The organism is Pseudonocardia charpentierae (assembly GCF_031845345.1).
GTDB classification, from domain to species: domain Bacteria; phylum Actinomycetota; class Actinomycetes; order Mycobacteriales; family Pseudonocardiaceae; genus Pseudonocardia; species Pseudonocardia charpentierae.
The window spans coordinates 60,299-83,994 of record NZ_JAVREJ010000015.1; the positions used below are offsets into that span (position 1 = coordinate 60,299).

The window sequence follows — 23,696 nt, forward strand, 5'->3', positions numbered from 1 at the left end:
CGAGGAGCACCGACATGACCGACCTGCTGCACCGCACCCTGCGTCGTCTCGACGCCTCCACCGCGAAGGCGCTCCACTCCGCCTTCGCCCCGCTCGGCCGGCGCTACCTGGATGTAGCGCGCCGCCCGTAGTCGACGACCTCGCAGTGAACGAACCGGCCGGCACACCCAGAGGGTGTGCCGGCCGGTTCGTGTCGTCGCCCGCCGCTGGTGCGGCGACCGGAGGAACTACTTGAACTGGCCGGCCGCGAACCTCTCCTCGAGCTCCTCCAGGGAGCGGTCCTTCGTCTCGGGCAGGAACACCTTGAGGAAGGCGATCGCGATCAGTCCGAGGACGACGAAGACCAGGAAGGCCCCTTCGATCCTGATGGCCTCGACGATGATCGGGAAGAGGAACGCGATGACCGCGTTGGCCACCCAGAGACACAGCACGCACACGCCCATCCCCAGGCCGCGCAGCCGTAGCGGGAACATCTCCGAGATGATGACCCACACCGGGATGTTCAGGGCCAGCTGCATGCAGAAGACGAACAGCACCATGAAGAACAGGATCACAAACGCCTTCGTCAGGCCCTCCGGCAGCAGGAACGCGGAGATCACGATGAGCGCGTGGGCCGACGTGGTGGCGATGAAGCCACCGATGATCAGCGTGCGCCGCGGCACCCGGTCCATCAGGAAGAACAGGCAGATGGCCGACCCGACGACGGCCAGTACGCCGTTGGCGACGTTCGCGATGAGCGCTGCGCTGGCCGAGAAGCCGGCCCGGGTCAGTACCTGGGTCCCGTAGTACATGATCGAGTTGATGCCGGTGGCCTGCTGGAAGATGGCCACGCCGATCCCGGCGATGAAGATGCGGCGGATCCACGGGACCTTGAGGTCGCTCCAGCCCCCGAGGTGTGCCTCTTCCTCCTCCGCGGCGAGGAACTCGACCTCCTCCATCTCGGCACGCGCCCGCTCCGGGGACCGGACCTGCATGAGGACGGAGAGCGCCTCGTCGTGGCGGCCCTTCGAGATGAGCCAGCGCGGCGACTCCGGCATGGACATCATGCCGACGAACAGGGCGATCGCGGGGAGGGCGGCGACGGCGAGCATGTAGCGCCACACGCCCTCGTGCTCGCCCCAGACGTTGCCGATGATCGCGTTCATGATGAAGGCGAGCATCTGCCCGATGACGATCGCCAGCTCACCTCGACCGGCGAGGCTGCCCCGGCGTTCGGTGGGGGCCAGCTCGGCCAGGTACACCGGCACGGTGACTGACGCGCCGCCGACCGCGAAGCCGAGGATCACGCGCGACGGGATCATCACCTCGAGGTTGGGGGCGAACACACCGCCCAGGGTGCCGACGAAGAAGAGGACCGCCAGGATGATCAGCGTCTTCTTCCGGCCCAGGACGTCGTTGAGCTTGCCGCAGACGAGCGCCCCGATCGCCGCTCCGAGCAGCAGGGTGCTCGTGACCAGGCCCTCGCCCGTGGCGTTCAGCCCCAGGTCGGCCTTCATCGGCTCGAGCGCGCCGTTGATCACGCCGGTGTCGTAGCCGAAGAGCAGACCGCCGAACGTCGCGACGATCGTGACGAGGTCGAGCCGCCGCTGATGCGGACCGGCGGTGAGTGGTGGCAGCTTCACGCTGCCGGGTTTGTGCATGTCCACAGACGCCTCCGTTGGCCTTTGCCCACCCCGACGAGCCACCGAACGCCCAAGGAATAGTGATCCGTTCGCGCGGCGGAGAATTGCGATGCTACGTAGGGGAGTTTCAGCAGGTTGGGAGATCCTGCCCAGTGGGAAGGTGTGCACGGCGGGTCTGTGCGTTGATCTCCATCTCGGGAGTGGACGATTCCGCACAACAAATGGTCGAAATCTCACCCACCGTCAGCCGGGCGGGGGAGTCGTCGTCCCCCGCACCATCAACCGGGGCCGCACGACGACCTCGCGCGGTTCGGTACGGCCGCCGTCGAGCCGCTCGACGACCGCCGCCATGGCGTGCTCGGTGAGCTCCGGGGTGTTCTGGCTGACGGTCGTCAGGTCGACGTGGGCGAGCCGGGAGAACGGGCTGTCGTCGTAGCCGACCACCGACACGGCGCCAGGAACGTCGACGCCGGCCCGGATGAGCGCGTCGAGCAGGCCCATCGCCGCCCGGTCGTTGAAGGTGAGCATCGCGGTCGGCGCCGGGCCGGTGTCGAGGACGCCGCGCGCCGCCAGCGCGCCGGACTCCTCGGTGTTGCCGCCCCTGATCACCCGGACCTGCTCGCCCAGGCCGTGTGCGCGCATCGCGCGCTGGTAGCCGTGGCGGCGCAGCAGCGGTATCGCACCGCGGCCGCCGTCGACGTAGGTGATGTCGCGGTGGCCCAGTCCGATCAGGTGCTCGACGGCGAGGACGACGCCCTCGTCGTCGGCGGCCCGGACGACGTCGACCTTCGCGGCCGGGAGGGGGCGGCCGACCGCCACCACGGGAAGCTGCCGGTCCAGCTCGGCGAGCTGCTCGGCCGGAGCCTGCGGGCCGATGAGGATCAGTGCCTCGCAGCGGGAGTCGAGCAACGTCTCCACGGCCCGTTGCTCGTCGCGGCTCCGGGTGAGGGTGCTCAGGACGAGGTCGTAGCCATGGCGCTCGGCTGCGTCCTGCACGTCCTGCACCAGTTGGGTGTGGAAGGGGTTGGCGATGTCCATGACCACGCCCACGAGCCGGCTCCGGCGGCTCGCCAGCAGGCTCGCCGCGCGGTCCGGCCGGTAGCCCAGCTGCGACGCCGCCTCCAGCACGCGCTCCCGGGTCGCGGCGCTCGGTCCGGCGACCCCGCGGAGGACGAGCGAGACCGTCGCCGGTGACACCCCCACGGCCGCGGCGACGTCGTCGAGCCGCGGGCGGCGGGCCGCGGATTCTCCTGCGCTCAAAAGATCACGCTCCATGTCTTGACAAGAACTGGGCAACTCTCCCACACTATTGAAGCGCTTTAAAGCAGGTCGACCAGGAAGTTTGAGGGAGCAGGACTTGACCCACTACGGGGTTGCGGGCACCGACCCGCTGACGGCGGAGGCCGTCGGTGCCGGCGGTCAGGGCCTGCACGTGCTGGAGACCCTCACGCACGTCACCCTCGCGCTTTCGCGGCATGTTCGTCAGTTGCAGTCGGAAGGCATTGCGGTGCCGCGGGAGGTCGAGGAGCTGACCGCGTTCCTCGTGCACCTCGCCAGGATCCGCCATGTCCCGCCAGCGGTGGCGGTCAAGAACGGGAGCCACCACGATCCGAACGTGCCGGACCGGATGTTGGTCACGAAGCACGAAGCGGCACACCTGTTGGGCGTCTCGGTCAGGACGGTGGAGCGCCTGGTCGCTGCCGGGCGGCTGCAGCAGGTGCAGGTCGAGCGCCTCGCCCGCTTCCGGATCGGCGACCTCGAGGCGTACGTGCACGGCCTGGCCGAAGCAGCCAACTGACAATCCGCGTTTCCCGACGGACGGCTATGCCGCCGTCTACAGCTCAACGACTACTCAGTGCAACACCTCAGTGACGAGTGAAGGGTGAGAACATGCCGGAGCAGATCTCCGTCGCAGTCATCGGTGCCGGGATGGCCGGCCGCAGCCACGCGGCGGCCTACCGGATGGCCGGCTCGGTCTCGGGGCCCGGGCTGCCCCAGATCCGGCTGGCGGCGATCGCGGATGCGAACGTCGCGCTGGCCGAGGACGGTGCGCGGCGCTACGGCTACGAGAAGGCGCTGCCGAGCTGGGAGGCCGTCGCCGAGGACCCGTCGATCGACGCGGTCAGCATCGTGGTCGGCAACGCGCTGCACCGCCCCATCGCCGAGGCGCTGGTGGCCGCCGGCAAGCACGTGCTGTGCGAGAAGCCGCTGGCGGGGTCGATGGAGGACGCCCAGGCGATGGTGGCGCTGGAGAAGCAGGGCAAGGTCGTCACCGCCGTCGGCTACTGCTACCGGCGTTCTCCGGCGATCGCCGCGATCCGCGACCACATCCGCAACAACGAGCTGGGCGAGCTGACCACGCTGCACGCCCGCTACTGGTGCGACTATGCGTGTGACGCGCGTGGCCCGCTGAGCTGGCGGTTCAAGGGCGGCATGGGGTCGGGTGCGCTCGGTGACATCGGCGCGCACATCATCGACCAGGGCGAGTACTTGTGCGGCCCGATCGCATCGGTCTCCGGCGGGAACGTGTCGATCCAGATCGCCAAGCGCCCGCTACCGCTCGGTGCGGTCGTCGGGCACGGCTCCGCTCCGGTGAGCAGTGAGATGGGCGAGGTCGAGAACGAGGACACCGCGACCTTCACCGCCCGGTTCCAGTCGGGCCTCGCGGCCACCTTCTCGGTGTCGCGTACCGCCTTCGGCATGCCGAACGGCCTGGGCTTCGACATCTACGGGACCGGGGGCCGGTGCTCGTTCGACTTCCACCGTCCGGCCGAGTACGAGATCGACGACGCGCAGCCCGAGGCCCGCACCCGGGGCTTGCGGAGGGTGATCGTCGGCCCGCAGATGCCCTACTTCCGCAACGGCTACCCGATGGAGGCTCCCGGCGTCGGCATCGGTAACCAGGAGCAGTTCAACTACCAGGCCCGGGCGTTCCTCGACCAGATCGCCGGGGTCGCCGACCCGCTGCCGCCGAACGCGACGTTCGCCGACGGCCTGCGCAGCATGGAGATCATCGAGGCGGTCGTGCAGTCGTCCCAGAACGGCGGGGCCGAGGTCGCCATCAACCCGCCCGCCTCGGACGCTGCGTCGGCCTCGGCCGGAACTGCCACCGTCCCGGCCCCGCCCGCCTGACCCTCGTCCCCTCGCCCCGGAAGGATTCGCAATGGCTCTCAAGCTCGGCGCCTACACCGCCTGTCTGCACGACCGCCCCCTGGCCGAGGCCCTCGACGTGCTCAAGGGCAACGGCCTGACCTCGGTGGAGGTCAACACCGGCGGGTTCATCCCGTCCCCGCACTGCCACGTCGACCTGCTGCTGTCCTCGGAGCAGGCTCGTGCCGACTACCTCGGCGAGTTCTCCTCCCGCGGCATGGAGCTGACGGGGCTCAACTGCAACGGCAACCCGCTCAACCCGCTGCCCGGCGTCGGTCCCAAGCACGCCGACGACATGCGCCGCTCGATCGAGCTCGCCGGCGCACTCGGGATCAACAACATCGTCTGCATGTCGGGCACCCCGGGTTCGGACCCCGACGCGAAGTACCCGTCCTGGGTGGTCAACCCCTGGGACGGGGTCTACATGGACGTGCTGGACTACCAGTGGGACGTCGCCGCGAAGTTCTGGAGCGAGATCGACGGTCTCGCCCGGGCCAACAACACGCGGATGGCCATCGAGATGCACCCGCACAACCTGGTGTTCTCCCCGGTCACGCTCAAGAAGCTGGTCGACCTGGTCGGGGCCACGAACGTCGGCGCCGAGATGGACCCGTCGCACCTGATGTGGCAGGGCATGGACATCGTCGCGTCGATCAAGTGGCTGGGCCCGCTGGTGTTCCACTCCGCAGCGAAGGACGCCGCCATCACGCCGGGTGTCGACATTCGCGGCGTGCTCGACACCTCCTTCGAGCGCGTGCCCGCCGAGGCCGAGGGCAAGGTGCCCACCGGCTACGGCTTCTGGTGCAACTCGTGGCCCGAGAATCCGGGCTGGCGCTTCGTCGCGGTCGGCATCGGCCACGACGTGGAGTACTGGACGGAGTTCCTGCGCGCCCTGGCCGAGATCGACCCGGACATGGCGGTCAACATCGAGCACGAGGACGCCGACTACGGCCGGCTGGAGGGCCTCGCCCTCGCCGCGGAGAACCTCCGCGCGGCTGCAGCCAAGATCTAGCGGCCGGCTCCTCGCAGAGTGGCGGTCGTCGTCGCACAGGCGACCGCCACTGCGAGGTGCGCACGTTCTCTGCGAGGTCGGCGTCGGCTCAGCCGGTGATCGGTCTCGGCGTACCCACCGACGCGGTCGTGCCGCCGTCGACCGGGAGTACGACACCGGTGATGTAGGCGGCGTCCGGACTCGCGAGGAACAGGGCGGCGCGGGCCACGTCCTCCGGATGAGCTGCTCGGTCGAGCGCCAATCGGTCGCGCAGGGCAGACCAGAAGGCGGGGTCGTCGAGCCGTTCCTGGGTCTGTCGGGTCGCGGTGAACGCCGGCGCGATCGCGTTCACGCGTACGCCGTCTCGTCCCAGGTCCAGCGCCATGCTCTGCACGAGAGCGTTCACCGCGCCCTTGGTGGCGTTGTAGCCGGCTTGGTTCCAGTCCCCGCCGAGGCCTGCGATCGAGGAGATGGCGAGGAAGTTGCCGCGCGATTCGCGCAGTCGCGGCGCGCTCGTTCGGGCCAGTCGGATGAGCCCGTCGAGATTGATCGAGCGCATTGCCTCCCACGAGGCGTCGTCGAGGGTGTCGACGGTGCCCGGGGTCGACAGGCCGGCGTTGGCGACGACGACATCCAGCCGGCCCCACCTCTGGATCAGATCGTCGACGGCCGCTGTCACACCGTCCTGAGTTGCCATGTCACCGACCACCACGGCCGCCCGGTGGTCGGGAAAGGAGGAGATGGTGTCGTGGAGAGGTTCGGGGTGTCGGCCCGCAACCAGTACTGAGGCTCCTTGTTCTAGGAAGCCCCGAGCGATCGCCCGCCCGATGCCGGAACCGCCACCGGTCACCAACACCGTCGTGCCTTCGTAGGGGTACCGCGCCCAGGCGATCATGCCGGGCCTGTGTTCTCGTCCATGAGGATCACCAGCCTCGAGTAGTGGAATCGATCTGCCGGGCAACGACGGAACCGGTAGTACGCATCTCACAGGGCGGCGGTCGTTGTCGCAGGGGGAATGACCTCTGCGAGGCTGTCCCGCCCTCTGCGAGGCCGGCCTCAGCTCACCCGGCGATCGGCCAGAAAAGTCCGCAGGACCTCGACGACGAGCCGGTGGTCGTCCTCCTGTGGAAGTCCCGAGACGGTAACGGTCCCGACCACACCGACGTCGCGGACGATGATCGGGAACGCGCCACCGTGCGCCGCGTACTCGCGGGGGTCGACGGACTCCGACGCGGCGAAGTCGGTGCCGTCGATCCTGTGCCGGGTACCGACGTAGAACGAGCTGTGCCCGAATCGGCGCACGACCCGGTTCTTGCGCTCGATCCAGATGTCGTTGTTGGCCGCGGTGCCCGGCAGAGCGGCGTGGAAGAGCTGTTGGTCGCCGCGCCGGATGTCGATCGTCACCCCGACCCCGTCGCGACGCGCGGCGTCGACCAACGCGCAACCGAGGTCCCATGCCGCGTCGTTGCTGAAGGCCGCGAACTGCAATTCCTCCTCCTGGAGGAGCAGTTGCGCGAGCTCGGGGTTCTCGGATGTCATGCGGCGGAAACTATCGCTCGGGGGATCACCCGTCACCGGTGCAGCGCCGCGCCCTTCGTGATCTTGTCGACGGCGTTGCGCTGCCCGTGCACGGCCACGCCCACCAGGTCGAGGTCGGCGCCCGGCACGGCCGCGACCACGGCGCGGTTCGCGGCGTCGTGCCCGGTCGAGAACATGTCGGCGGTGAACACCGCCGTCGGCACCCCGCGCCGCACGGCGCGCTCGCGCGCGGCCGACACCACCGTCTTGTCGCCCTCCATCACCAGCACCGGCTGCCGGAACAGCGGCAGGTAGCGGGTGCCGTCGGCGTCGGCGTAGGGCTCGCCGAGCAGGTCCGGGTTCGCCGCGATCCCGCTGGCGAGGAACGCGGTGACGTTGAGCCGTTGCCAGGGCTCCAGGTCGTCCCGCACGATCACGACGATCTTGGTCTCGAAGCGCATGACGTCGAGCGTGCCGGGGGAGTGGCCGCACGTTCTTGTACGTTCGTGACGTGAGCCAGGTCCGTGCGTGGGTGCCCGGTGTACCCGGGATCGCCGAGGCCTTCCACGCGCGCTTCACCGACCACGTCTATCCGCCCCACGCGCACGACACGTGGACGTTGATGGTCGTCGACGACGGTGTGATCCGCTACGACCTGCACCGGCACGAGCACGGCGCTCCGACGGGCACCGTCCTGCTGCTGCCGCCGCACATCGCCCACACCGGTCGCGCCGCCACAGCGCACGGCTTCCGGAAGCGGGTGCTCTACCTCGAATCCGACGTCGTCGACACGACCCTGGCCGGCCGGGTGGTCGACGAGCCGACGCTGCTCGACGACCTGCTGCACCGACGGCTCGACCAGCTGCACCGCAGCCTGGACGAGCCCGGCGGGGCGCTCGAGGCCGAAAGCAGGCTGGCCCTGATCACCGACCGGATCGCGCGGCGGTTCGGGATGCCCGCGCCGTCGGGTCCGTCCGGGCTGGCCGGCGAGCTCCGCGACCTGCTCGACGCCCGGCTCGTCGAGGGCATCACGCTGCGGGAGGCCGGCTCGCTGCTGCACGCCGACCCGGCCCACCTCGTGCGGAGCTTCGGACGGGAGTTCGGCCTGCCACCGCACCGCTACCTCGTCGGCAGGCGGGTGGAGGCGGCCCGGCGCCGCCTGCTCGACGGCGAGCCGATCGCCGACGTCGCAACGGCTGTCGGCTTCCACGACCAGTCGCACCTGCACCGGCACTTCACGCGCATGCTCGGCGTCACCCCGCGGAAGTTCGCCGCAGGCCCCTGACCGCTCGGAACGCCGACGGGCCGGTTCGGAGGAGGTCTCCCCGAACCGGCCCCGTCGTGGGCCTCTCGCCGTGGCGCGCCGGCATCGCCGCCGCGCCACGGGCGGTCAGCGGCCCTGCAGCTCGTGGCTGAGCTCGGCGAGCTCGCGTCCGCCTGCCATCTCGGCGGTGAGCTCCTCGAGGGTGGCGTCCTCGCGGGTCTTGTCCAGCACCCGACGACCCAGCTTCAGGATGATGAAGTGGTTGCCGACCATGAACGCGTGGTGCGGGTTGTGGGTGATGAACACGACGCCCAGCCCGGCGTCACGAGCCGCGGCGGTGTACTTGAGCACCACGCCGGACTGCTTGACCCCGAGCGCCGCGGTGGGCTCGTCGAGGATCAACACCCGGGCGCCGAAGTACACGGCGCGGGCGATGGCCACGCATTGGCGCTGCCCGCCGGACAGGGTGCCGATGGGCTGGTTGATGTCCTTGACCGTGACGCCCATCTTCTTGAGCTCGCTGTCGGCGATCTCGCGCATGGCCTTGATGTCCATCGGGGCCAGCGGGTAGTTGCCCTTGCGCAGCTCGGAGCCGAGGAAGAAGTTGCGCCACACCTCCATCAGGCTCACCACCGCGAGGTCCTGGTAGACCGTGGCGATCCCGTGGTCGAGGGCCTCGCGCGGCGAGCCGAAGGTGACCGGCTTCCCGTCGACCTTGACCGTGCCCTCCGAGTGGGGGTGCAACCCGGCCATGATCTTGATCAGCGTGGATTTGCCGGCGCCGTTGTCACCCAGCACGCAGGTCACCTCGCCGGCGTTGACGGTGAGGTTGATGCCGGACAGGGCGACGATCGGGCCGAACGACTTGCCGACGTCGGTCATCTCGATCAGCGGCTCACCCCGGCTGAGGGTGGGGTCGGCGTGGTCCGCGAGCGTGTCAGTCATGGTGTGTCTCGTCTCGTCGAATCAGCGCCAGCTCAGCGGCGGGTGGAGGCGTAGTTCTTGACGTACAGGTTGACCAGCACCGCGAGCAGCAGCATCGCGCCGAGGAAGGTGTAGAACCAGTTCGGGTCGAACCCGGCGAACACGATGCCCTGGGTGGTCATGCCGAAGATGAACGCGCCGACCGCCGCGCCTGCCGCCGAGCCGTAGCCACCGGTGAGCAGGGCGCCGCCGACGACCGCGGCGATGATGTAGATGAACTCGTTGCCGACACCGAGGCCGGACTGCACCGAGGAGAAGTTGAACAGCAGGTGCATCCCGTAGAACCAGGCCAGGAACGCCACACCCATGAACAGGCCGATCTTGACCTTGGGGACGGGGACACCGACGGCGCGGGCGGAGTCGGCGTTGCCACCGGCGGCGAAGATCCAGTTGCCGATCTTGGTGCGCAGCAGGATCCACGACCCGATGGCGACGAACAGCAGCCACCAGATCACCGTGATGTTCACGGTGATGAACCCCAGGTTCACGGGGCCGGCGAACACGGCCTTGGCCGAGGCGAACCCGTCGAGACCGGAGACGTTGGCGGTGGCCACGGTGCCGGTGGTGGCCTTGGTGACACCGAGGTTGATGCCGCGGAGCATGAAGAACGTCGACAGCGTGATCAGGAACGAGGGGATCTTGGTCCGGACCACGAGGTAGCCGTTGATGAACCCGATCGCCAGGGCGACGATCAGCGACAGGAACACCCCGACCCACATGTTCAGCGACAGCTGGTAGGTCACCAGGGCTGCGGCCAGCGCGGAGGTCACCACGTTGACCCCGGAGGACAGGTCGAACTCTCCGCCGATCATCAGCAGCGCCACCCCGACCGCGACGATCCCGATCGTCGAGGAGGCGTAGAGGACCGTGGAGAACGAGGGCAGCGTGCGGAACGCCGGCGCGATCGAGAAGAAGAAGATGAAGATCGCGATCGCCGCGGCCACGGCCCCGATCTCCGGACGGGTCAACACCTTCGACGCCATCGACCGCTTCACCGGTGCCGGTGCCTCAGGGGTCTTGGTCGATTGCGTTGCTGGTGTCGTTGCGGGAGAGCTCATGATCTGCTCCAGAGAGGGTGGCGGACCCGAGGCCGGCGCCGCCCACGACGGGCGGGGGCAGCGCCGGCCCCGGAGTGGTTCAGCGCCGGTTGTTGGCGGTGTAGGGCAGGATCTGGTCGATGTTGGTGCTGTCGACGATCGACGGGCCGGTGAGCGTGGGCTTGCCACCACCGATGTCGTTGCCGTTGCTCAGGTTCAGCCACAGCGACGTGACCGCCATGTAGCCCTGCACGTACGGCTGCTGGTCGACCGAGAACTGGATCTTGCCGTCCTTGATCGCCTGCGCGGTCTCCTGGTTCAGGTCGAACGTGGCCAGCTTGGCGGTCTTACCGGCGGCCTCCTCGGCCTGCAGCGCGGCCAGGGCGATCGGCGCACCCAGGGTCACGATGTTGGTGATCGAGGAGTCCTGGGCCAGCTTCGACTGGATCGTCTGCTGCACCGACGGCAGGTCCGCGCCGTTGACCTGCAGGTTCTCCGTGTTCGCGTAACCCGCCTTCACGCCCTGGCAGCGGGTCTCCAGGGCGACGGAGCCCTGGGCCTGGATGATGCAGAGCGTCTTGCCGCCCGGGTCGGCCGCGGCCAGCTTCTCGCCGACGGTCTGTCCGGCCAGCGCCTCGTCGGAGCCGAAGTACATCTTCGCGCCGGCGTCCTGGTACTGGTCGATGCCCTGGTTGAAGGCGACGACGGGGATCCCTGCCTCGGCGGCCTTCTTGGCCACCGGGACGACCGCGTCCGCGCTGGACAGCGTCACGGCGATGCCGTTGACCTTGCTGTCGATCGCGTTCTGCACCAGCGTGGCCTGCTCGGGGCCGTTCTCGTTGTTCGAGTACTTCAGGTCGATCCCGTGCTCGGTGGCGGCGTCCTGCGCGCCGGCCCGGATCTTGTCCCAGAACGTGTCACCCGCCTGCTCGTGGGTGATCATCGCGATCGTGTACTTCGTGCCGTTTCCACCGGCGGCGGGCGCACTGCCACCACTCGACGCCGGCGCGCCACCCTGACTGCTGCAGGCCGCGAGCGCGGCCGATGCGGCTGCCACGACGGCCAGCGCACGGAGTGATCTCCGCGAACGGTCGATCTTCATCGATCTTTCCTCTCTCCAGGCAGCCGACCAGGAGGCGGACTGCAATGTCCTGCGGGGTACTGCCCTTGTGGTGCCGGGGAACTGGGGCGCATCAGGGGCCGGCCCGGGGGCCGTGGTTCGTGCTCACCCCTCGTTCCCGAAGGAGTGACCACGAACACGTTAAGAGGCATCTGGCCGTCTTGCAGTCGATCGATACGTGATCGTCACTGCCCGTGTCAGTTCGACGTGGGGAAGTGGAAGCTCGAGCCGCTCGCGCCCTCGACGTGCGGCCAGCGCGACGTCACGACCTTCGCCCGGGTGTAGAAGGCGACGCCCTCCGGCCCGTGGATGTGGCTCTGGCCGAACAGCGAGTCCTTCCAGCCGCCGAAGGAGTAGTAGGCCATCGGCACGGGGATCGGCACGTTGATGCCGATCATCCCGACGTTCACCCCGCGCTGGAACGTGCGGGCCGCCTCGCCACTGGAGGTGAAGATGGCGGTGCCGTTGCCGTACGGGTTGGAGTTGATCATGTTGATGGCCGCGTCGACCGAGTCGGCCCGGACCACCGAGAGCACCGGCCCGAAGATCTCCTCCTTGTAGACGTCCATCGACGTGGTGACCTCGTCGATGACCGTCGGGCCGACCCAGTAGCCGTTGTCGTGGCCGGGGACGGTCAGCCCCCGCCCGTCGACGACCAGCTTGGCGCCCTGCTCCTCACCACTGCCGATCAGGCTGCGGATGCGGTCGCGGGCCGCGCTCGTGACGACCGGGCCCATCTCGCTGTCCGCCTCGCGGCCCGGGCCGACCTTGACCGCGCGAGCCTTCTCGCTGACCGCGGCGATGAGGTCGTCGGCCGCGCTGCCGACCGCCACCGCGGCCGAGATCGCCATGCAGCGCTCGCCCGCGGAGCCGAACGCGGCCGCGACGAGGTGATCGCTGGTGTAGTCGATGCCGGCGTCGGGGAGGATGATCGCGTGGTTCTTGGCGCCCCCGAGAGCCTGCACCCGCTTGCCGTTCGCGGTGCCGGTCTGGTGGATGTAGCGGGCGATGGGCGTCGAGCCGACGAACGACACCGCCGCCACATCGGGGTGGTTGAGCAGGGCGTCGACGGCGGTCTTGTCGCCCTGCACGACGTTGAAGACGCCGTCGGGCAGCCCGGCCTCGGCCCACAGCTCAGCGATGATCAGCGAGGCGCTGGGGTCGCGCTCGCTGGGCTTGAGGATGAAGGTGTTGCCGGTCGCAATGGCGACCGGGAACATCCACATCGGCACCATCGCCGGGAAGTTGAACGGCGTGATGCCGACGCACACCCCGAGCGCCTGGCGGAACGAGTAGACGTCGACGCCGGTGGAGACCTGGTCGGAGAAGCCGCCCTTGAGCAGCGTCGGGATGCCGCAGGCGAACTCGATCACCTCGAGGCCGCGCTGCACCTCGCCGCGGGCGTCCGACACGACCTTGCCGTGCTCGTCGGAGATCGCCTCGGCGAGCCGCTGGACGTTGGCGTTCACCAGTTCCCGGAAGTCGAACAGGACCTTGGTGCGCTGCGAGAGCGACGACTGGCCCCAGCGCTCGAACGCGGCCTTCGCGGTGCGGACGGCGGTGTCGACGTCGTCGACGCTCGCCAGGGCCAACTCGGCCTGTTGCTCACCGGTCGCGGGGTTGAAGACCGGGCTCGTGCGGTCCGTGGACCCGGTGACCGGCTTGCCGCCGATCCAGTGTGTGATGGTCCTCAACGGACCTCCTCCTTCTCAGTCCGGGAATTCTCGACGGTGGTGGTCAACGGGAGGCGGGAGTCGATCTCCTGGTCGTCCCACAGGGTGCGGACCCAGGCATGTGCCGGGTCGTCGCAGATCTTCCAGACCCGCTCGGGGTCCGGGCCCGCCATGACGTTGAGGTAGTAGAGGTCGTAGCCGGGCGCGGCCATCGCCGGGCCGTGCCAGCCGTAGGGGATGAGGATCGCGTCGCCCGTGCGCACCTCGGCGCAGACGTCGATCTCCTTACCAGGGCCCGAGCTGTACACCCGCTGGTAGCCGCAGGCGCCGGCCTGACCGGCGGGGTACGCGGAGTCGGCCTCGAAGTAGTAGACCTCTTCCAGACGCGACTCGCCCTCGCCCGCCTCGTCGTGCTTGTGCGGAGGGAACGACGACCAGTTGCCTCCCGGGGTGATGACCTCGACGGCGATCATCTTGTCGGCCTCGAAGGTCGCCGGGGTGCAGAAGTTGTTGACCTGCCGGCTGGCCTGGCCCGCTCCGCGGAGCTCGACCTGCACGCCCTCGGCGGGGCCGTAGCGGGCGGTCAGTCGCCGGTTGGCGCGGGCACCGCAGAGGGCGAACCGGCCGCCGGCCTCGGACGACACCGTGGCGGTGGCGTCGCGGGGCACGTAGGCGAAGTCGGTGACGCGGGTGAAGACGCCGCGGCGCCCGGCGAGGGTGAAGGTCTCGTCCCGTCCTTCGGCATCCCGGCAAGCGACCGTGCACGATCCGGTGAGCGGCAGGACCACCCACTCGCTCTCGCCGGTCTCGAAGGTGTGCGTCCCACCCGCGGCCAGTTCGAGGACGTTGAGGCTGCTGTGTGCCCAGCCGGCGCGTTCCGGGGTGATCGAGAGCGAGTAGTCGCCCTCGCCGCCGGTGCCGGCCGGGACGACGACCTCCAGCTTGTCGACCATCAGAGGAGTCCCACCGCCGTGTCGACCGCCGCCGCGACGTCGTCGCCGGGCGGGTAGAGCAGCGACCGGCCGATGACCAGGCCCTGCACGGTGGGCAGTGCGAGCGCCTTCTGCCAGTTCGCGAACGTCGCCTGCTGGTCTTCGGCGACCTCACCGCCCAGGATCAGCGCGGGCAGCGTGGTGGCGGCCATCGCCCGCTCCATCTCGTCGACGATCGGGACCTTGAGCCAGGTGTAGGCCGACGTCGAACCGAGGCCGGCGGCGATCGCATTCGCGAGCACCATGGCGTCCGCGGTGAGCTCGTTGCGCACCCGCCCCTCGGCGCGGTGGGAGATGAACGGCTCGACCATGGCCAGCAGCCGGTGCCGGGCGAGGTCGCTGACCGCGTCGGCGCACGACTCGAGCGTCGCGACGGTGGCCGGGTCGTTCGGGTCGATGCGGGTGAGCATCTTCCCGCCCTCGAAACCGGCGTCGGCGATGGCCTGCGCGTCGTAGGCGGTGAACCGGTCGTCGAGCTCGAAGACCGTGCCGGCCAGGCCGCCGCGGTTCATCGAGCCGATGACGACCTTGTCGTCCAGCGCGCCGAGCAGCAGCAGGTCTTCGAGGACGTCCGGGGTGCCCAGCACGCCGTTCACCCCCGGCCGCGACAGCGCGAGCACGAGCCGGTCGAGCAGGTCGACGCGGTCGCCCATGGCGAACGGGCGGCTGCCGGCGGCCAGCGCCCCGCGGGCCGGGTGGTCCGCGGCGATCATCATCAGGCGGCCGTGGTCGGCGAGCAGGGAGGTAGGGCGCCGCCGCTTCGCCGCGGCTTCGGCGATCGCGGCAGGCCGGCTCACCCGGGCGGTGATCAGCTCACGGAAGCGGTCGTCATCCACGTGCAGCCTCCTCGTTCCCCGCTTCGAGTAGCTTCGCCTCGACCTCGTCCACTGTGGGCATCGCGTCGGCGCACGCCAACCGTCCCGCGACGATCGCACCGGCCGCATTGCAGAACCGCATGCTCCGCTCGAGATCCCATCCAGCGAGAAGGGCGTGACACAGTGCCCCGCCGAACGCGTCACCCGCGCCGAGGCCGTTCACCACGTCGACCGGCACCGGCGGCACCTCGACGTGGGTCTGGCCGTCGTGGGCGAGCACGCCCTTCGGGCCCTGCTTGACGACCGCCAGCGGGACCCCCCGCTCGTGCAGCGCCCGCGCCGCCGCGTAGGGCTCGCGCTCGCCGACCGCGGTCTCGCACTCCTCGAGGTTGCCGACCGCGGCGTCGACGTAGGGCAGTGCCTCCTGCACGAACTTGCGCGCCTCCTCCTGGGACGACCAGAACATCGGCCGGTAGTCGAGGTCCAGGACGGTGTATCCGCGGCCGGCGCGGGCGCGCAGCGCCGTGAGCGTGGCCTCCCGGCTCGGCTCCTCGGACAGGCCGGTCACGGTCACCCAGAAGATCTTCGCGGCACGGATCGCGTCGAGGTCGAGCTCGTCGGCGTTGATCTGCATGTCCGGCGCGCTCGGGCGGCGGTAGAAGTACAGCGGGAAGTCGTCCGGCGGGAAGATCTCGCAGAACGTCACCGGCGTCGGCAGGTCCGGCACGGCGGTGACGTAGCGGTCGTCGACACCGAAGCCCTGCAGCGCGTCGTGCAGGAACTCACCGAACGGGTCGGCCCCGGTGCGGCTGATGATCGCCGCGCGGCGCCCGAGCCGGGCCGCGGCGACGGCGACGTTGGCCGGGCTGCCGCCCAGGAACTTGCCGAAGCTCTCCACGTGGCGCAGGGACGTGCCGACCTGCAGGGGATAGATGTCGACCCCCATCCGCCCGATCGTCAGGACGTCGTCGGCGTGTGCCGTCGTCGGGAGCGCCCCTTCCGGGGTGCCGTGGGGCCCGGTCCCTGCTGCAGTCATTCCTGCATCAGCCTCTCCAGCCTCGTCGCCGTGATGATCGTGTCGCCCGGCCGGATCATTGGTGACCCCGGCCACGGGTTAAAGGTGTACCGTCCGCGTTACTGGGACGTCAACACTTTGTCCTAACATAGTCTCAAAGTGGTGGGGGTGTGCGGTGCCGGACAAGCCGCTCAACGGAGTGCTCGTCCCGAAGGTCGCTCTCGACCGATCCAGTCCCGTTCCCCTGTATTTCCAGGTCGCGACGCGCCTGCAAGAGCAGATCGAGGGCGGCGAGCTGCCGGTCGGTGGCCGGCTGGAGAACGAGGTGGAGCTCGCCGACCGCTTGGGTGTGTCGCGTCCCACCATGCGCAAGGCCATCGCATATCTGGTCGAGCGTGGCATGCTCACCCGCCGCCGCGGCGTCGGGACGCAGATCGTCCACCCGAAGGTGCGTCGTCCGGTGGAGCTGACCAGCCTCTACGACGACCTCGCGAAGACGGGTCGCGCGCCGCGCACGGAGATCCGGTCGCTGGAGGTGGGGCCGGCCACCGACACGATCGCCGAGACGCTGGGCATCCCGGTCGGTACTCCCGTGACCACCATCGAGCGGATCCGGTACGCGGGCGACGAGCCGTTGGCGCTCATGCACAACGCGGTGCCGGTGGACGTCGTGGCGCTGCAGGTCGACGACCTGGAGCAGCGCGGGCTCTACGAGATCCTGCGGTCCGCCGGACACGTGCCGCGGATCGCGACCCAGGTGGTGGGGGCGAAGGCGGCCACCGCGGTGGAGGCCCGCTTGCTCGGCGACGCACGCGGGGCTCCGATGCTGACGATGACCCGGACGGCCTGGGACGAGAGCGGGCGCGGGGTGGAGTACGGCTCACACGTCTACCGGGCGAGCCGCTACTCGTTCGAGCTGACGCTGACCTGCTGAGACGGCGCCGGGCCCCGTAGTCGACCGGCCACGACGCGGCGCCGTCGCACACCTTCGGTTGCCGTCGCACGGCCGGTGCGGCGGTCGCACCCGGGAGCGGCAGGCGTGACGGCTTCTACGCGGGTTCGAGCGACTCGTCGGCGGCCCTGTCGTTGCAGCATGGTGGCTTTGCTGCACCCGGACCGCAGCAAAGCCACCATGCTGCGAACCCCGGCGAGCCCGCCGGCGACAGTCAGCGTCGCTGTGCGACAGCGCGGCGGGCGGAGCCCGGGGGGCGGATCAGGGACCCGCGGTCCAGCCGGCGGGGTCGGTCCAGGCTTGCAGGGTGCGGCGGCTGGCGAACCGCCGGAGTTCGCCCGTCGCCGGATCGGGCAGCTCCAGCGTGGCCGCGAGCAGTTGCAGCGGCCGCGTCCAGTCGTCGAGCGGGGTGTCTTCGGGGTCGCCGGACGCGGTGCCGTAGAACCGATCACCGAGGATCGGCAGCCCGAGGCCGCGCAGGTGCAGCCGGAGCTGGTGGGTCCGCCCGGTCAGGGGGGTGAGCCGGTAGCGCGCGAGCCCGCCGCGGTGCTCGAGCAGCTCGACGTTTGTCTCGGCGTTCGGCGGTCCGGGCACCTCGCGGGCGAGGATCACGCCGCGCTCCTTGACGATGCGGCTGCGCACCGTCTGCGGGAACCCGAGCGCCGGGTCGTACGGCGCGACCGCCTCGTAGGTCTTACGCACCCGCCGGTCCCTGAACAGCGTCTGGTACGCCCCGCGCCGCTCGCGGCGCACCACGAACAGCAGCACGCCGGCCGTCACCCGGTCCAACCGGTGGGCGGGCGACAGCTCCGGCAGGTCCAGCTCGCGACGCAGCCGGACGAGGGCGGTCTCCACGATGTGGCGGCCCCGCGGGATCGTGGCCAAGAAGTGCGGCTTGTCCACCACGAGCACGTCGTCGTCGCGGTGCAGGACCTCGATCGCGAACGGCACCGGCACCTCGACGGGCAGGTCCCGGTGGAACCAGAGGAACTCGCGCGGCTGGTACGGGTCGTCCGGGCCCACGGGGCCGCTGCGGCCGACGATGCGGCCCTCGCGCAGCATCGCGTCGAGCCGGGTGGCCGGGAGCCGGGGGAGCCGGTCGACGAGGTGGTCACGCATCGTGACCCACAGGCCGTCGTCGGGAGTGCGCAGCCGGACGGCGTCGAGGCCGTGCCGCTGTGGCAGCGGCGAAACGGGGGCCACCGTTCCATCGTACGGGTGAGCCCCGGGCTTCCGGTGGACGGGAGCAAGCGCGTGCACAAGCCGCTCCGGCCAGCATCCCGACTCACCGTGTGCCTACGGTCACGGTGATGACGGGGGCCGGCAGATGGGAGTCCGATGGCGGGCAACTCGATCGAGCCGGGACGGTCGGTGACCAGCAAGATCGCCGCCATCCTCATGTCGTTCACGAACGGTCGCGGGCATGCGCTCGGTGACCTCGCGCGCCAGGCGGGCCTACCCACCTCGACCGCGCACCGGCTGGCCCGCGAGCTCACCGACCGTCATCTCCTCGAGCGGACCGACGACGGCGAGTTCCGCGTCGGCCTGCCGCTCCGCATGCTGTGCGGGGAGACCGCCGCGCGGCCGACGCTGCGCGAGCGGGCCCCGTTCGTCGTCGACGACCTGTGCGAGGCCACGCGGCGCCCGGTGCGTCTCGGAGTGCTCGACGACCTGGAGGTCTCCTACATCGAGCGGCAGCCCGGGCACCATCCGGTCAGTACGTTCTCCACGGCCGCCCGGCTGCCGATCCACGCCACCGCACTCGGGAAGGCGCTGCTGGCGTTCGCGCCGTCGCAGGTGGTGCGCATGGTCGTGACCCCGTCGCTGCCCACCTACACGCAGGCGACGATCACCAATCCCGAGCAACTGCACCGTGCGCTGCAGTGCGTGCGGCTGCACGGCATGGCGACGAGCTGCGGCGAGCTGCAGGCCGGCCGGTGCGGGGTGGCGGTGCCGGTGCTGTGCGGGAGCGGCACGGCGATCGCCGCGGTGGGAATCGCCCTGCCGGACCTGGAGCAGGCGACGCTCGGGCGGGTGGTGCCGGCGCTGGTGCTGGCGGCCCGCGGGCTCGCCCGGGAACTGGCCGTCGACGTCCGCGACCGGACCACGGATGCTGAAGCGACCGCGGCAAGCCGCGCCGCGGGCTGACGCCGGCCCGAGCGGGCCTCAGCTCCTGGTCGCCTGTGGGTGGCGCAGCATCGCGTCGACCGCATCGCGCAGGGCGACGGCCCGGGCGATGTGCCCTGGAACGTCGAGGTCGGCGCTCGCACCCGGCTCGGCACCGCCGAGCGCCACCGGGACCTGCGGGGGGAGCGTGGCGAGCAGCCCCGGGGCGGCGGTGTGCGCGAGCGCGCGGGCGGACACCCGGACGTAGCCCAGCAGGTCGCCGAGCTCGACGACCATCTCGTCGACCGCCGCGCGATCGTCGCGGCCGGGCACGATGTCGAGCACTACGCCGCCCCCGGTTCCGTCGACGGTGGCGATCGCCTGCTCCAGCGTGGCCACGGCGGTGCCGGCGGCGGGGGAGAGCAGGGGGCGGAGGTGATAGCGCGCGGCCAGCTCGGCCAGGCGGGCGAAGAATTCGACGGGGTCGTCGGCGGGTTCGCCCGCGCGCACGGTGACGAACTGGGCGCCCAGACGCGTGCCGAGCTCCAGGACCCGGCTGTAGGGGTGGCCGATGTCCATCACGCACAGCTCGGGGCCGAGCGGAACCCGGCCGACGTCGAGGACGGTGACCCGGTGGGTCAGCAGCGCGTCGACCAGGTCCGGCAGCATCGGCGAGCCGATGCCGCGCGACCACCAGGGCTCGACGTCGGCCACCGCGGCGACCCGCAGCCCGATCGAGTCCAGCCCGGCTCCGCGCGCGACCTCGACCAGGCCCACCGGGTCGAGTGGGTGGACGGTGGACTGGTGCAGGGCGATCCGGTTCACGCCGACACGCTATCCATCCCGCGACGATCAGGTGCGGCACAGGAAAAGCAAAAGCGGCGCCGGTGCAGTGGATGCACCCGACGCCGCGTTCGCGTGGAGCGGAAATCGTGTGGGGCTCAGGCCGACCGGCGGTTCTGCTCGCGGTCGAGGGTCTCCTTGCGGACGCGCTCGACGGCGTGCAGGACGTCGGCCAGGCTGCGGAACCGCACCGCGGGAAGCGCGTGCAGCTCGGACTTGCTCAGCGCGTCGGCCCCGTAGAGATCGGCGACGACGATGAGCTCCCAGCGCTCGGCGGGGAACTGCTGAGCCGCGAGGACCTGTTGCAATCTCAGCCTGGGGTCCATCACGGCGGCCTCCCGACGTCGTCGATCATTTCGCTTGGGATAGTACGCAGTGTAGCCTACGTCACGCAGCATGGCGAGCCTGATTTCGCTGAACCTGATCCGGGGCGGCGTACGGCCCGCCCTGAAGATCAGTTCAGACCGAGACGCCGTTGCGCGCGGTGGTGGCGGTGCGCCGGGTGGTCTCGGAGGCGAAGTCGATGACGCGCTCGGTAGCCTGCTCGGTGCGGGCCTTGAGCGTCTCGCCGGCGGCGGACGCCTGGGCGGTGACGGAGTCGCCGGCCTCCTTGACGAGGGCGATCGCCTTGACGGCGAACGTGCGCTGCGCGGTGAGGAGGCGCTCGGCGAGGTCGAACGCGGCGACCGTGGCGGCCTGCGGGTCGACCGGGCGCGGGCCCTGCGGGATGACGGCGTCGGCGTAGGCCTTGAACGCACCGGCGAAGCTCTCGGCGGCGGCGGTCGTGATCTCCTGGCCCCGACGGGCGAGCGAGACGTACTGGTCGGTGTTGACAGCGGCGGTCATGATTCCTCCTTGCGTGGTGTGTCGTGCGACTGCTCACTAAGTTACGCAGTGATGATAACTATGTCAAGCGTCGTGGGTCAGGGGTTGTGCGACGCACGGAACATGTCCGCTGGCCGGACACCGGCGGACGCGGCCGGATGTCCGTGGCAGGGTGGAATCAGCAGGGTGAATCAGCAGGGTGGAATCACCGGCCCCACCGGGTCGCGGACACATGGAGGTGGACGTGGCAGCCGTGGAGATCGTGCTGGCCGACGCGGCGGAAAATCTCTATCCCGCCCGGATGCAGATGGCGGTCTCGCTGGGCTGGCACATCGTCTTCTCGTGCCTGGGCGTCGCCTTCCCGGCGATGGTGATGTTCGCCGAGTGGCGCGCCCACAAGACGGGCGACAGCGCCCTGCACGAGCTCGCCCACACGTGGGCGAAGGCGATGGGCGTGCTCTTCGCGGCGGGCGCGGTGTCGGGCACCCTGCTCACCTTCGAGATGGGCATCCTGTGGCCCGGCCTGATGAACACCTACGGCGAGATCTTCGGATTCCCGTTCGTGCTCGAGGGCTTCTCGTTCTTCATCGAGGCGATCTTCGTCGGGATCTACCTGTTCGGCTGGAACCGCATGTCGGCGCGCGCCCACATCCTGTGCGCCTTGCCGATGGTGCTCGCGGGCATGGCCGGCACGTTCTTCGTGGTCGCCGCGAACGCCTGGATGAACAACCCCGTCGGCTTCGACGTCGCTCCGGACGGCTCCCTGACGAACGTCAACCCCATCCGCGGCATGTTCTCCCCGTCGATGCCGCCGCAGGTCGCGCACATGTGGATCGCGGCGTTCATGGTCACCGGGTTCGGCATCGCGTCGGTCTACGCCGTGGGCATGCTGCGCGGGCCCAGGGACGGCGGGCACAGGGACCGCTACCACCGGATGGGCATGCTCATCCCGCTGACGGTCGCCGCGATCTTCACACCGATCCAGATCGGCGTCGGCGACTGGATCGCCAACACCGTCGCGGAGCTGCAGCCGACGAAGCTCGCCGCGATGGAGGCGCAGTACGAGACGCAGTCCGCGGCTCCGCTGTCGCTCGGCGGCATCTACTACGACAACGAGCTGCACTACTCCCTCGAGGTCCCCTACGGGCTCTCACTGCTGATCCACCACGACCCGAGCGGCGTCGTGCCCGGGCTCGTGGAGACCCCGGAGGCGGACCGGCCACCGGTCAACGTCGTCCACCTGGCCTACAACACGATGGTCGGTGCCGGCTCGGCGCTGCTGCTGCTCGCGATGGTGTACGGCTTCGCGATGTGGAAGCGGCGCCACTGGATCGAGAACAAGTGGTTCCTGCGGGCCGTGGCGGTCTCCGGGATCGCCGCCGTGGCCGCGCTGGAGACCGGCTGGATCACCACGGAAGTCGGGCGCCAGCCCTGGATCGTCTACGGACACATGCGGACCGCGGACGCCGTGAGTCCGGCACCCGGGCTTTTCCTCGGCTTCTACGCGGTGGTCGCGATCTACGCGGTGCTCACCGTCTTCACGGTGTACGTGCTGCGCCGCCTGGCCGGGCGGCACGACGTCGTCGCGCCCTACGAGGGCGCGGCCTACGGTGAGGAGACCGCGCACGCCGACGAGAGGTCGGGCGCGCGATGACCTCCTCCGGGCTGACCCTGGCCGAGGTGCTCCTCGGCGTCATGTTCGTCGGGCTCATCGCCTACGCCCTGTTCGGCGGCGCCGACTTCGGGGCCGGCATCTGGGACCTGCTCGCCGGGGGCACGAAGCGGGGCTCCCGGCAGCGCGACCTGATCGAGCACTCGATCGCGCCGGTGTGGGAGGCCAACCACGTCTGGTTGATCTTCGTGCTGGTGGTGCTGTGGACGGCGTTCTCCACCGGCTTCGCCGCAGTGGTGACCACCCTCTACCAGCCGCTGACGCTCGCGGCCTTCGGCATGATCGCGCGCGGGGCGGCCTTCGCGTTCCGCAAGAGCATCAGCTCGCTGCCCATGCGGCGGTTCTTCGGCGCCTGTTTTGCCGCGTCGTCGCTGGCCACGCCGTTCTTCCTCGGCACGGTGGTGGGCGGGGTCGCCTCGAGCCGGGTGCCGCCGGGCATCGCGACCGGCGACGTCGTCACCTCGTGGCTCAATCCCACCTCGATCCTCGGCGGCGTGCTCGCCGTGCTGGTGTGCGCCTACCTCGCTGCGGTGTTCCTCTGCCTCGACGCCCGGCGGGAGGGCCACGACGACCTCGCCGACCAGTTCCGCACCCGTGCGCTGGGTACCGCCGCGACGACGGGACTCGTGGGCGTCGTGGGCATCTTCGTGCTGCAGGCCGACGCCCCGCTGCTGTTCGAGGGCCTGATCGGCCGGGCGTTGCCGGTGATCGTCGTGTCGGGGCTGGCCGGGGTGGCCTCCATCGTGCTGCTGATCGTGCGCCGCTACGGGGTCGCGCGGATCACGTCGTCCGTGGCCGTGGCAACGGTCCTCATCGGCTGGGCCGTGGCCCAGTACCCGTACCTGCTCCTGCCGTACCTGACCATCGAGGAGGCGGCCCGGAGCCGGACGACGCTCGTCACCATGACGGTGGTGCTGGTGCTCGGCTCGCTCGTCCTCGTGCCGGCTCTGATCTACATGTTCGTGCTGTTCTCCCGGTCGCCGCACGAGGCGCCGGCCGACGGACACGGCGACGACGGCGCTCGTGCGAGCGGCGCCGGTGTGAACACGGCCTCGACGTCAGGGGGAGCGGGGACGGGCCGCGTGTGACCACGCGGTGAAATCTCGGCGCACCGACG

Annotated in this window: 24 protein-coding genes; 8 read left to right on the plus strand and 16 right to left on the minus strand. The window is 70.2% G+C overall.

Features of this window, described 5'->3' with window-relative positions:
* Positions 1-227: 227 nt before the first annotated feature.
* Both RM445_RS20270 and RM445_RS20275 read right to left on the minus strand, forming a co-directional pair.
* On the minus strand, positions 228-1,640 hold the full coding sequence (locus RM445_RS20270; protein ID WP_311558490.1) for a sugar porter family MFS transporter: 1,413 nt from the start codon (positions 1,638-1,640) through the stop codon (positions 228-230).
* A 225-nt stretch (positions 1,641-1,865) separates the two neighbouring features.
* Positions 1,866-2,882: a LacI family DNA-binding transcriptional regulator gene (locus RM445_RS20275; RefSeq protein WP_311558350.1), complete on the minus strand. Its 1,017-nt coding sequence runs from the start codon at positions 2,880-2,882 to the stop codon at positions 1,866-1,868.
* 172 nt (positions 2,883-3,054) lie between these two features.
* Here RM445_RS20275 and RM445_RS20280 point away from each other — a divergent pair, with 172 nt between their 5' ends.
* The 3 genes from RM445_RS20280 to RM445_RS20290 all read left to right on the plus strand — a co-directional run bounded on the left by RM445_RS20280 (position 3,055) and on the right by RM445_RS20290 (position 5,784).
* Positions 3,055-3,420: a helix-turn-helix transcriptional regulator gene (locus RM445_RS20280; RefSeq protein ID WP_311558351.1), complete on the plus strand. Its 366-nt coding sequence runs from the start codon at positions 3,055-3,057 to the stop codon at positions 3,418-3,420.
* Between the two features lie 92 nt (positions 3,421-3,512).
* Complete coding sequence (locus RM445_RS20285; protein ID WP_311558353.1) at positions 3,513-4,754, plus strand: Gfo/Idh/MocA family protein; 1,242 nt, start codon at positions 3,513-3,515, stop codon at positions 4,752-4,754.
* A gap of 31 nt (positions 4,755-4,785) precedes the next feature.
* Positions 4,786-5,784: a sugar phosphate isomerase/epimerase family protein gene (locus RM445_RS20290; RefSeq protein WP_311558354.1), complete on the plus strand. Its 999-nt coding sequence runs from the start codon at positions 4,786-4,788 to the stop codon at positions 5,782-5,784.
* 88 nt (positions 5,785-5,872) lie between these two features.
* On the opposite strand, the gene RM445_RS20295 is transcribed toward RM445_RS20290, so the two are convergent.
* From RM445_RS20295 to RM445_RS20305, 3 genes are all read right to left on the minus strand, one after another.
* Positions 5,873-6,658, minus strand: a complete 786-nt coding sequence (locus RM445_RS20295; RefSeq protein ID WP_311558355.1) for an SDR family NAD(P)-dependent oxidoreductase — start codon at positions 6,656-6,658, stop codon at positions 5,873-5,875.
* Between the two features lie 161 nt (positions 6,659-6,819).
* Entirely contained in the window at positions 6,820-7,302 is a 483-nt protein-coding gene (locus tag RM445_RS20300; protein WP_311558356.1) for a heme-degrading domain-containing protein, read from the minus strand.
* Positions 7,303-7,334: 32 nt separating this feature from the next.
* Entirely contained in the window at positions 7,335-7,742 is a 408-nt protein-coding gene (locus RM445_RS20305; protein ID WP_311558357.1) for a DUF2000 domain-containing protein, read from the minus strand.
* 50 nt (positions 7,743-7,792) lie between these two features.
* Here RM445_RS20305 and RM445_RS20310 point away from each other — a divergent pair, with 50 nt between their 5' ends.
* Positions 7,793-8,566, plus strand: a complete 774-nt coding sequence (locus tag RM445_RS20310) for a helix-turn-helix transcriptional regulator (RefSeq protein WP_311558358.1) — start codon at positions 7,793-7,795, stop codon at positions 8,564-8,566.
* Positions 8,567-8,671: 105 nt separating this feature from the next.
* On the opposite strand, the gene RM445_RS20315 is transcribed toward RM445_RS20310, so the two are convergent.
* From RM445_RS20315 to iolC, 7 genes are all read right to left on the minus strand, one after another.
* Entirely contained in the window at positions 8,672-9,490 is an 819-nt protein-coding gene (locus RM445_RS20315; protein ID WP_311558359.1) for an ATP-binding cassette domain-containing protein, read from the minus strand.
* 32 nt (positions 9,491-9,522) lie between these two features.
* A complete protein-coding gene (locus tag RM445_RS20320) occupies positions 9,523-10,512 on the minus strand; it encodes an ABC transporter permease (protein WP_311558360.1) in 990 nt (329 codons plus the stop codon).
* A 154-nt stretch (positions 10,513-10,666) separates the two neighbouring features.
* On the minus strand, positions 10,667-11,668 hold the full coding sequence (locus tag RM445_RS20325) for a substrate-binding domain-containing protein (protein WP_311558361.1): 1,002 nt from the start codon (positions 11,666-11,668) through the stop codon (positions 10,667-10,669).
* A 215-nt stretch (positions 11,669-11,883) separates the two neighbouring features.
* On the minus strand, positions 11,884-13,380 hold the full coding sequence (locus RM445_RS20330) for a CoA-acylating methylmalonate-semialdehyde dehydrogenase (RefSeq protein ID WP_311558362.1): 1,497 nt from the start codon (positions 13,378-13,380) through the stop codon (positions 11,884-11,886).
* Positions 13,377-14,312: a 5-deoxy-glucuronate isomerase gene (gene iolB, locus RM445_RS20335; protein WP_311558363.1), complete on the minus strand. Its 936-nt coding sequence runs from the start codon at positions 14,310-14,312 to the stop codon at positions 13,377-13,379. Before iolB ends, RM445_RS20330 begins: the two co-directional genes overlap by 4 nt.
* Positions 14,312-15,193 carry a Cgl0159 family (beta/alpha)8-fold protein gene (locus tag RM445_RS20340; protein ID WP_449619188.1) on the minus strand — a complete coding sequence of 294 codons (882 nt, stop codon included), beginning with the start codon at positions 15,191-15,193 and terminating at the stop codon, positions 14,312-14,314. Before RM445_RS20340 ends, iolB begins: the two co-directional genes overlap by 1 nt.
* The gene (gene iolC, locus RM445_RS20345) at positions 15,180-16,202 is read right to left on the minus strand and encodes a 5-dehydro-2-deoxygluconokinase (protein WP_311558365.1); all 1,023 of its coding nucleotides are present in this window, start codon (positions 16,200-16,202) and stop codon (positions 15,180-15,182) included. The genes RM445_RS20340 and iolC overlap by 14 nt, the downstream gene beginning before the upstream one ends.
* A 154-nt stretch (positions 16,203-16,356) precedes the next feature.
* Here iolC and RM445_RS20350 point away from each other — a divergent pair, with 154 nt between their 5' ends.
* A complete protein-coding gene (locus RM445_RS20350) occupies positions 16,357-17,115 on the plus strand; it encodes a GntR family transcriptional regulator (protein ID WP_311558366.1) in 759 nt (252 codons plus the stop codon).
* 279 nt (positions 17,116-17,394) lie between these two features.
* Here RM445_RS20350 and RM445_RS20355 read toward each other — a convergent pair whose 3' ends face one another.
* Positions 17,395-18,336: a pseudouridine synthase gene (locus RM445_RS20355; RefSeq protein WP_311558367.1), complete on the minus strand. Its 942-nt coding sequence runs from the start codon at positions 18,334-18,336 to the stop codon at positions 17,395-17,397.
* Between the two features lie 135 nt (positions 18,337-18,471).
* Between RM445_RS20355 and RM445_RS20360 the strand changes: the two genes are divergently transcribed.
* Positions 18,472-19,281, plus strand: a complete 810-nt coding sequence (locus RM445_RS20360) for an IclR family transcriptional regulator (protein WP_311558369.1) — start codon at positions 18,472-18,474, stop codon at positions 19,279-19,281.
* An 18-nt stretch (positions 19,282-19,299) separates the two neighbouring features.
* Here RM445_RS20360 and RM445_RS20365 read toward each other — a convergent pair whose 3' ends face one another.
* The 3 genes from RM445_RS20365 to RM445_RS20375 form a co-directional block, all read right to left on the minus strand.
* Complete coding sequence (locus RM445_RS20365) at positions 19,300-20,064, minus strand: hypothetical protein (RefSeq protein ID WP_311558370.1); 765 nt, start codon at positions 20,062-20,064, stop codon at positions 19,300-19,302.
* A 116-nt stretch (positions 20,065-20,180) separates the two neighbouring features.
* Entirely contained in the window at positions 20,181-20,411 is a 231-nt protein-coding gene (locus RM445_RS20370; RefSeq protein WP_311558371.1) for a DUF2795 domain-containing protein, read from the minus strand.
* 130 nt (positions 20,412-20,541) lie between these two features.
* Positions 20,542-20,928, minus strand: coding sequence for a hypothetical protein (locus RM445_RS20375; RefSeq protein WP_311558373.1), 387 nt, complete (start codon positions 20,926-20,928; stop codon positions 20,542-20,544).
* A 223-nt stretch (positions 20,929-21,151) separates the two neighbouring features.
* On the opposite strand from RM445_RS20375, the gene RM445_RS20380 reads away from it, so the two are divergent.
* Together RM445_RS20380 and RM445_RS20385 are read left to right on the plus strand one after the other, a co-directional pair.
* Entirely contained in the window at positions 21,152-22,561 is a 1,410-nt protein-coding gene (locus RM445_RS20380) for a cytochrome ubiquinol oxidase subunit I (RefSeq protein WP_311558375.1), read from the plus strand.
* Positions 22,558-23,667 (plus strand): cytochrome d ubiquinol oxidase subunit II, encoded by a 1,110-nt coding sequence (locus RM445_RS20385; RefSeq protein ID WP_311558376.1) that lies wholly within the window; start codon positions 22,558-22,560, stop codon positions 23,665-23,667. Before RM445_RS20380 ends, RM445_RS20385 begins: the two co-directional genes overlap by 4 nt.
* The last annotated feature ends 29 nt before the right edge of the window (positions 23,668-23,696 follow it).

Coding starts and splice junctions, on each gene's coding strand:
- iolC (WP_311558365.1), bottom strand. CDS start 16,202: ATGACTGCAGCAGGGACCGGGCCCCACGGCACCCCGGAAGGGGCGCTC.
- RM445_RS20295 (WP_311558355.1), bottom strand. CDS start 6,658: ATGATCGCCTGGGCGCGGTACCCCTACGAAGGCACGACGGTGTTGGTG.
- RM445_RS20385 (WP_311558376.1), top strand. CDS start 22,558: ATGACCTCCTCCGGGCTGACCCTGGCCGAGGTGCTCCTCGGCGTCATG.
- RM445_RS20300 (WP_311558356.1), bottom strand. CDS start 7,302: ATGACATCCGAGAACCCCGAGCTCGCGCAACTGCTCCTCCAGGAGGAG.
- RM445_RS20360 (WP_311558369.1), top strand. CDS start 18,472: ATGGCGGGCAACTCGATCGAGCCGGGACGGTCGGTGACCAGCAAGATC.
- RM445_RS20375 (WP_311558373.1), bottom strand. CDS start 20,928: ATGACCGCCGCTGTCAACACCGACCAGTACGTCTCGCTCGCCCGTCGG.
- RM445_RS20315 (WP_311558359.1), bottom strand. CDS start 9,490: ATGACTGACACGCTCGCGGACCACGCCGACCCCACCCTCAGCCGGGGT.
- RM445_RS20320 (WP_311558360.1), bottom strand. CDS start 10,512: ATGGCGTCGAAGGTGTTGACCCGTCCGGAGATCGGGGCCGTGGCCGCG.
- iolB (WP_311558363.1), bottom strand. CDS start 14,312: ATGGTCGACAAGCTGGAGGTCGTCGTCCCGGCCGGCACCGGCGGCGAG.
- RM445_RS20290 (WP_311558354.1), top strand. CDS start 4,786: ATGGCTCTCAAGCTCGGCGCCTACACCGCCTGTCTGCACGACCGCCCC.
- RM445_RS20305 (WP_311558357.1), bottom strand. CDS start 7,742: ATGCGCTTCGAGACCAAGATCGTCGTGATCGTGCGGGACGACCTGGAG.
- RM445_RS20270 (WP_311558490.1), bottom strand. CDS start 1,640: ATGCACAAACCCGGCAGCGTGAAGCTGCCACCACTCACCGCCGGTCCG.
- RM445_RS20285 (WP_311558353.1), top strand. CDS start 3,513: ATGCCGGAGCAGATCTCCGTCGCAGTCATCGGTGCCGGGATGGCCGGC.
- RM445_RS20325 (WP_311558361.1), bottom strand. CDS start 11,668: ATGAAGATCGACCGTTCGCGGAGATCACTCCGTGCGCTGGCCGTCGTG.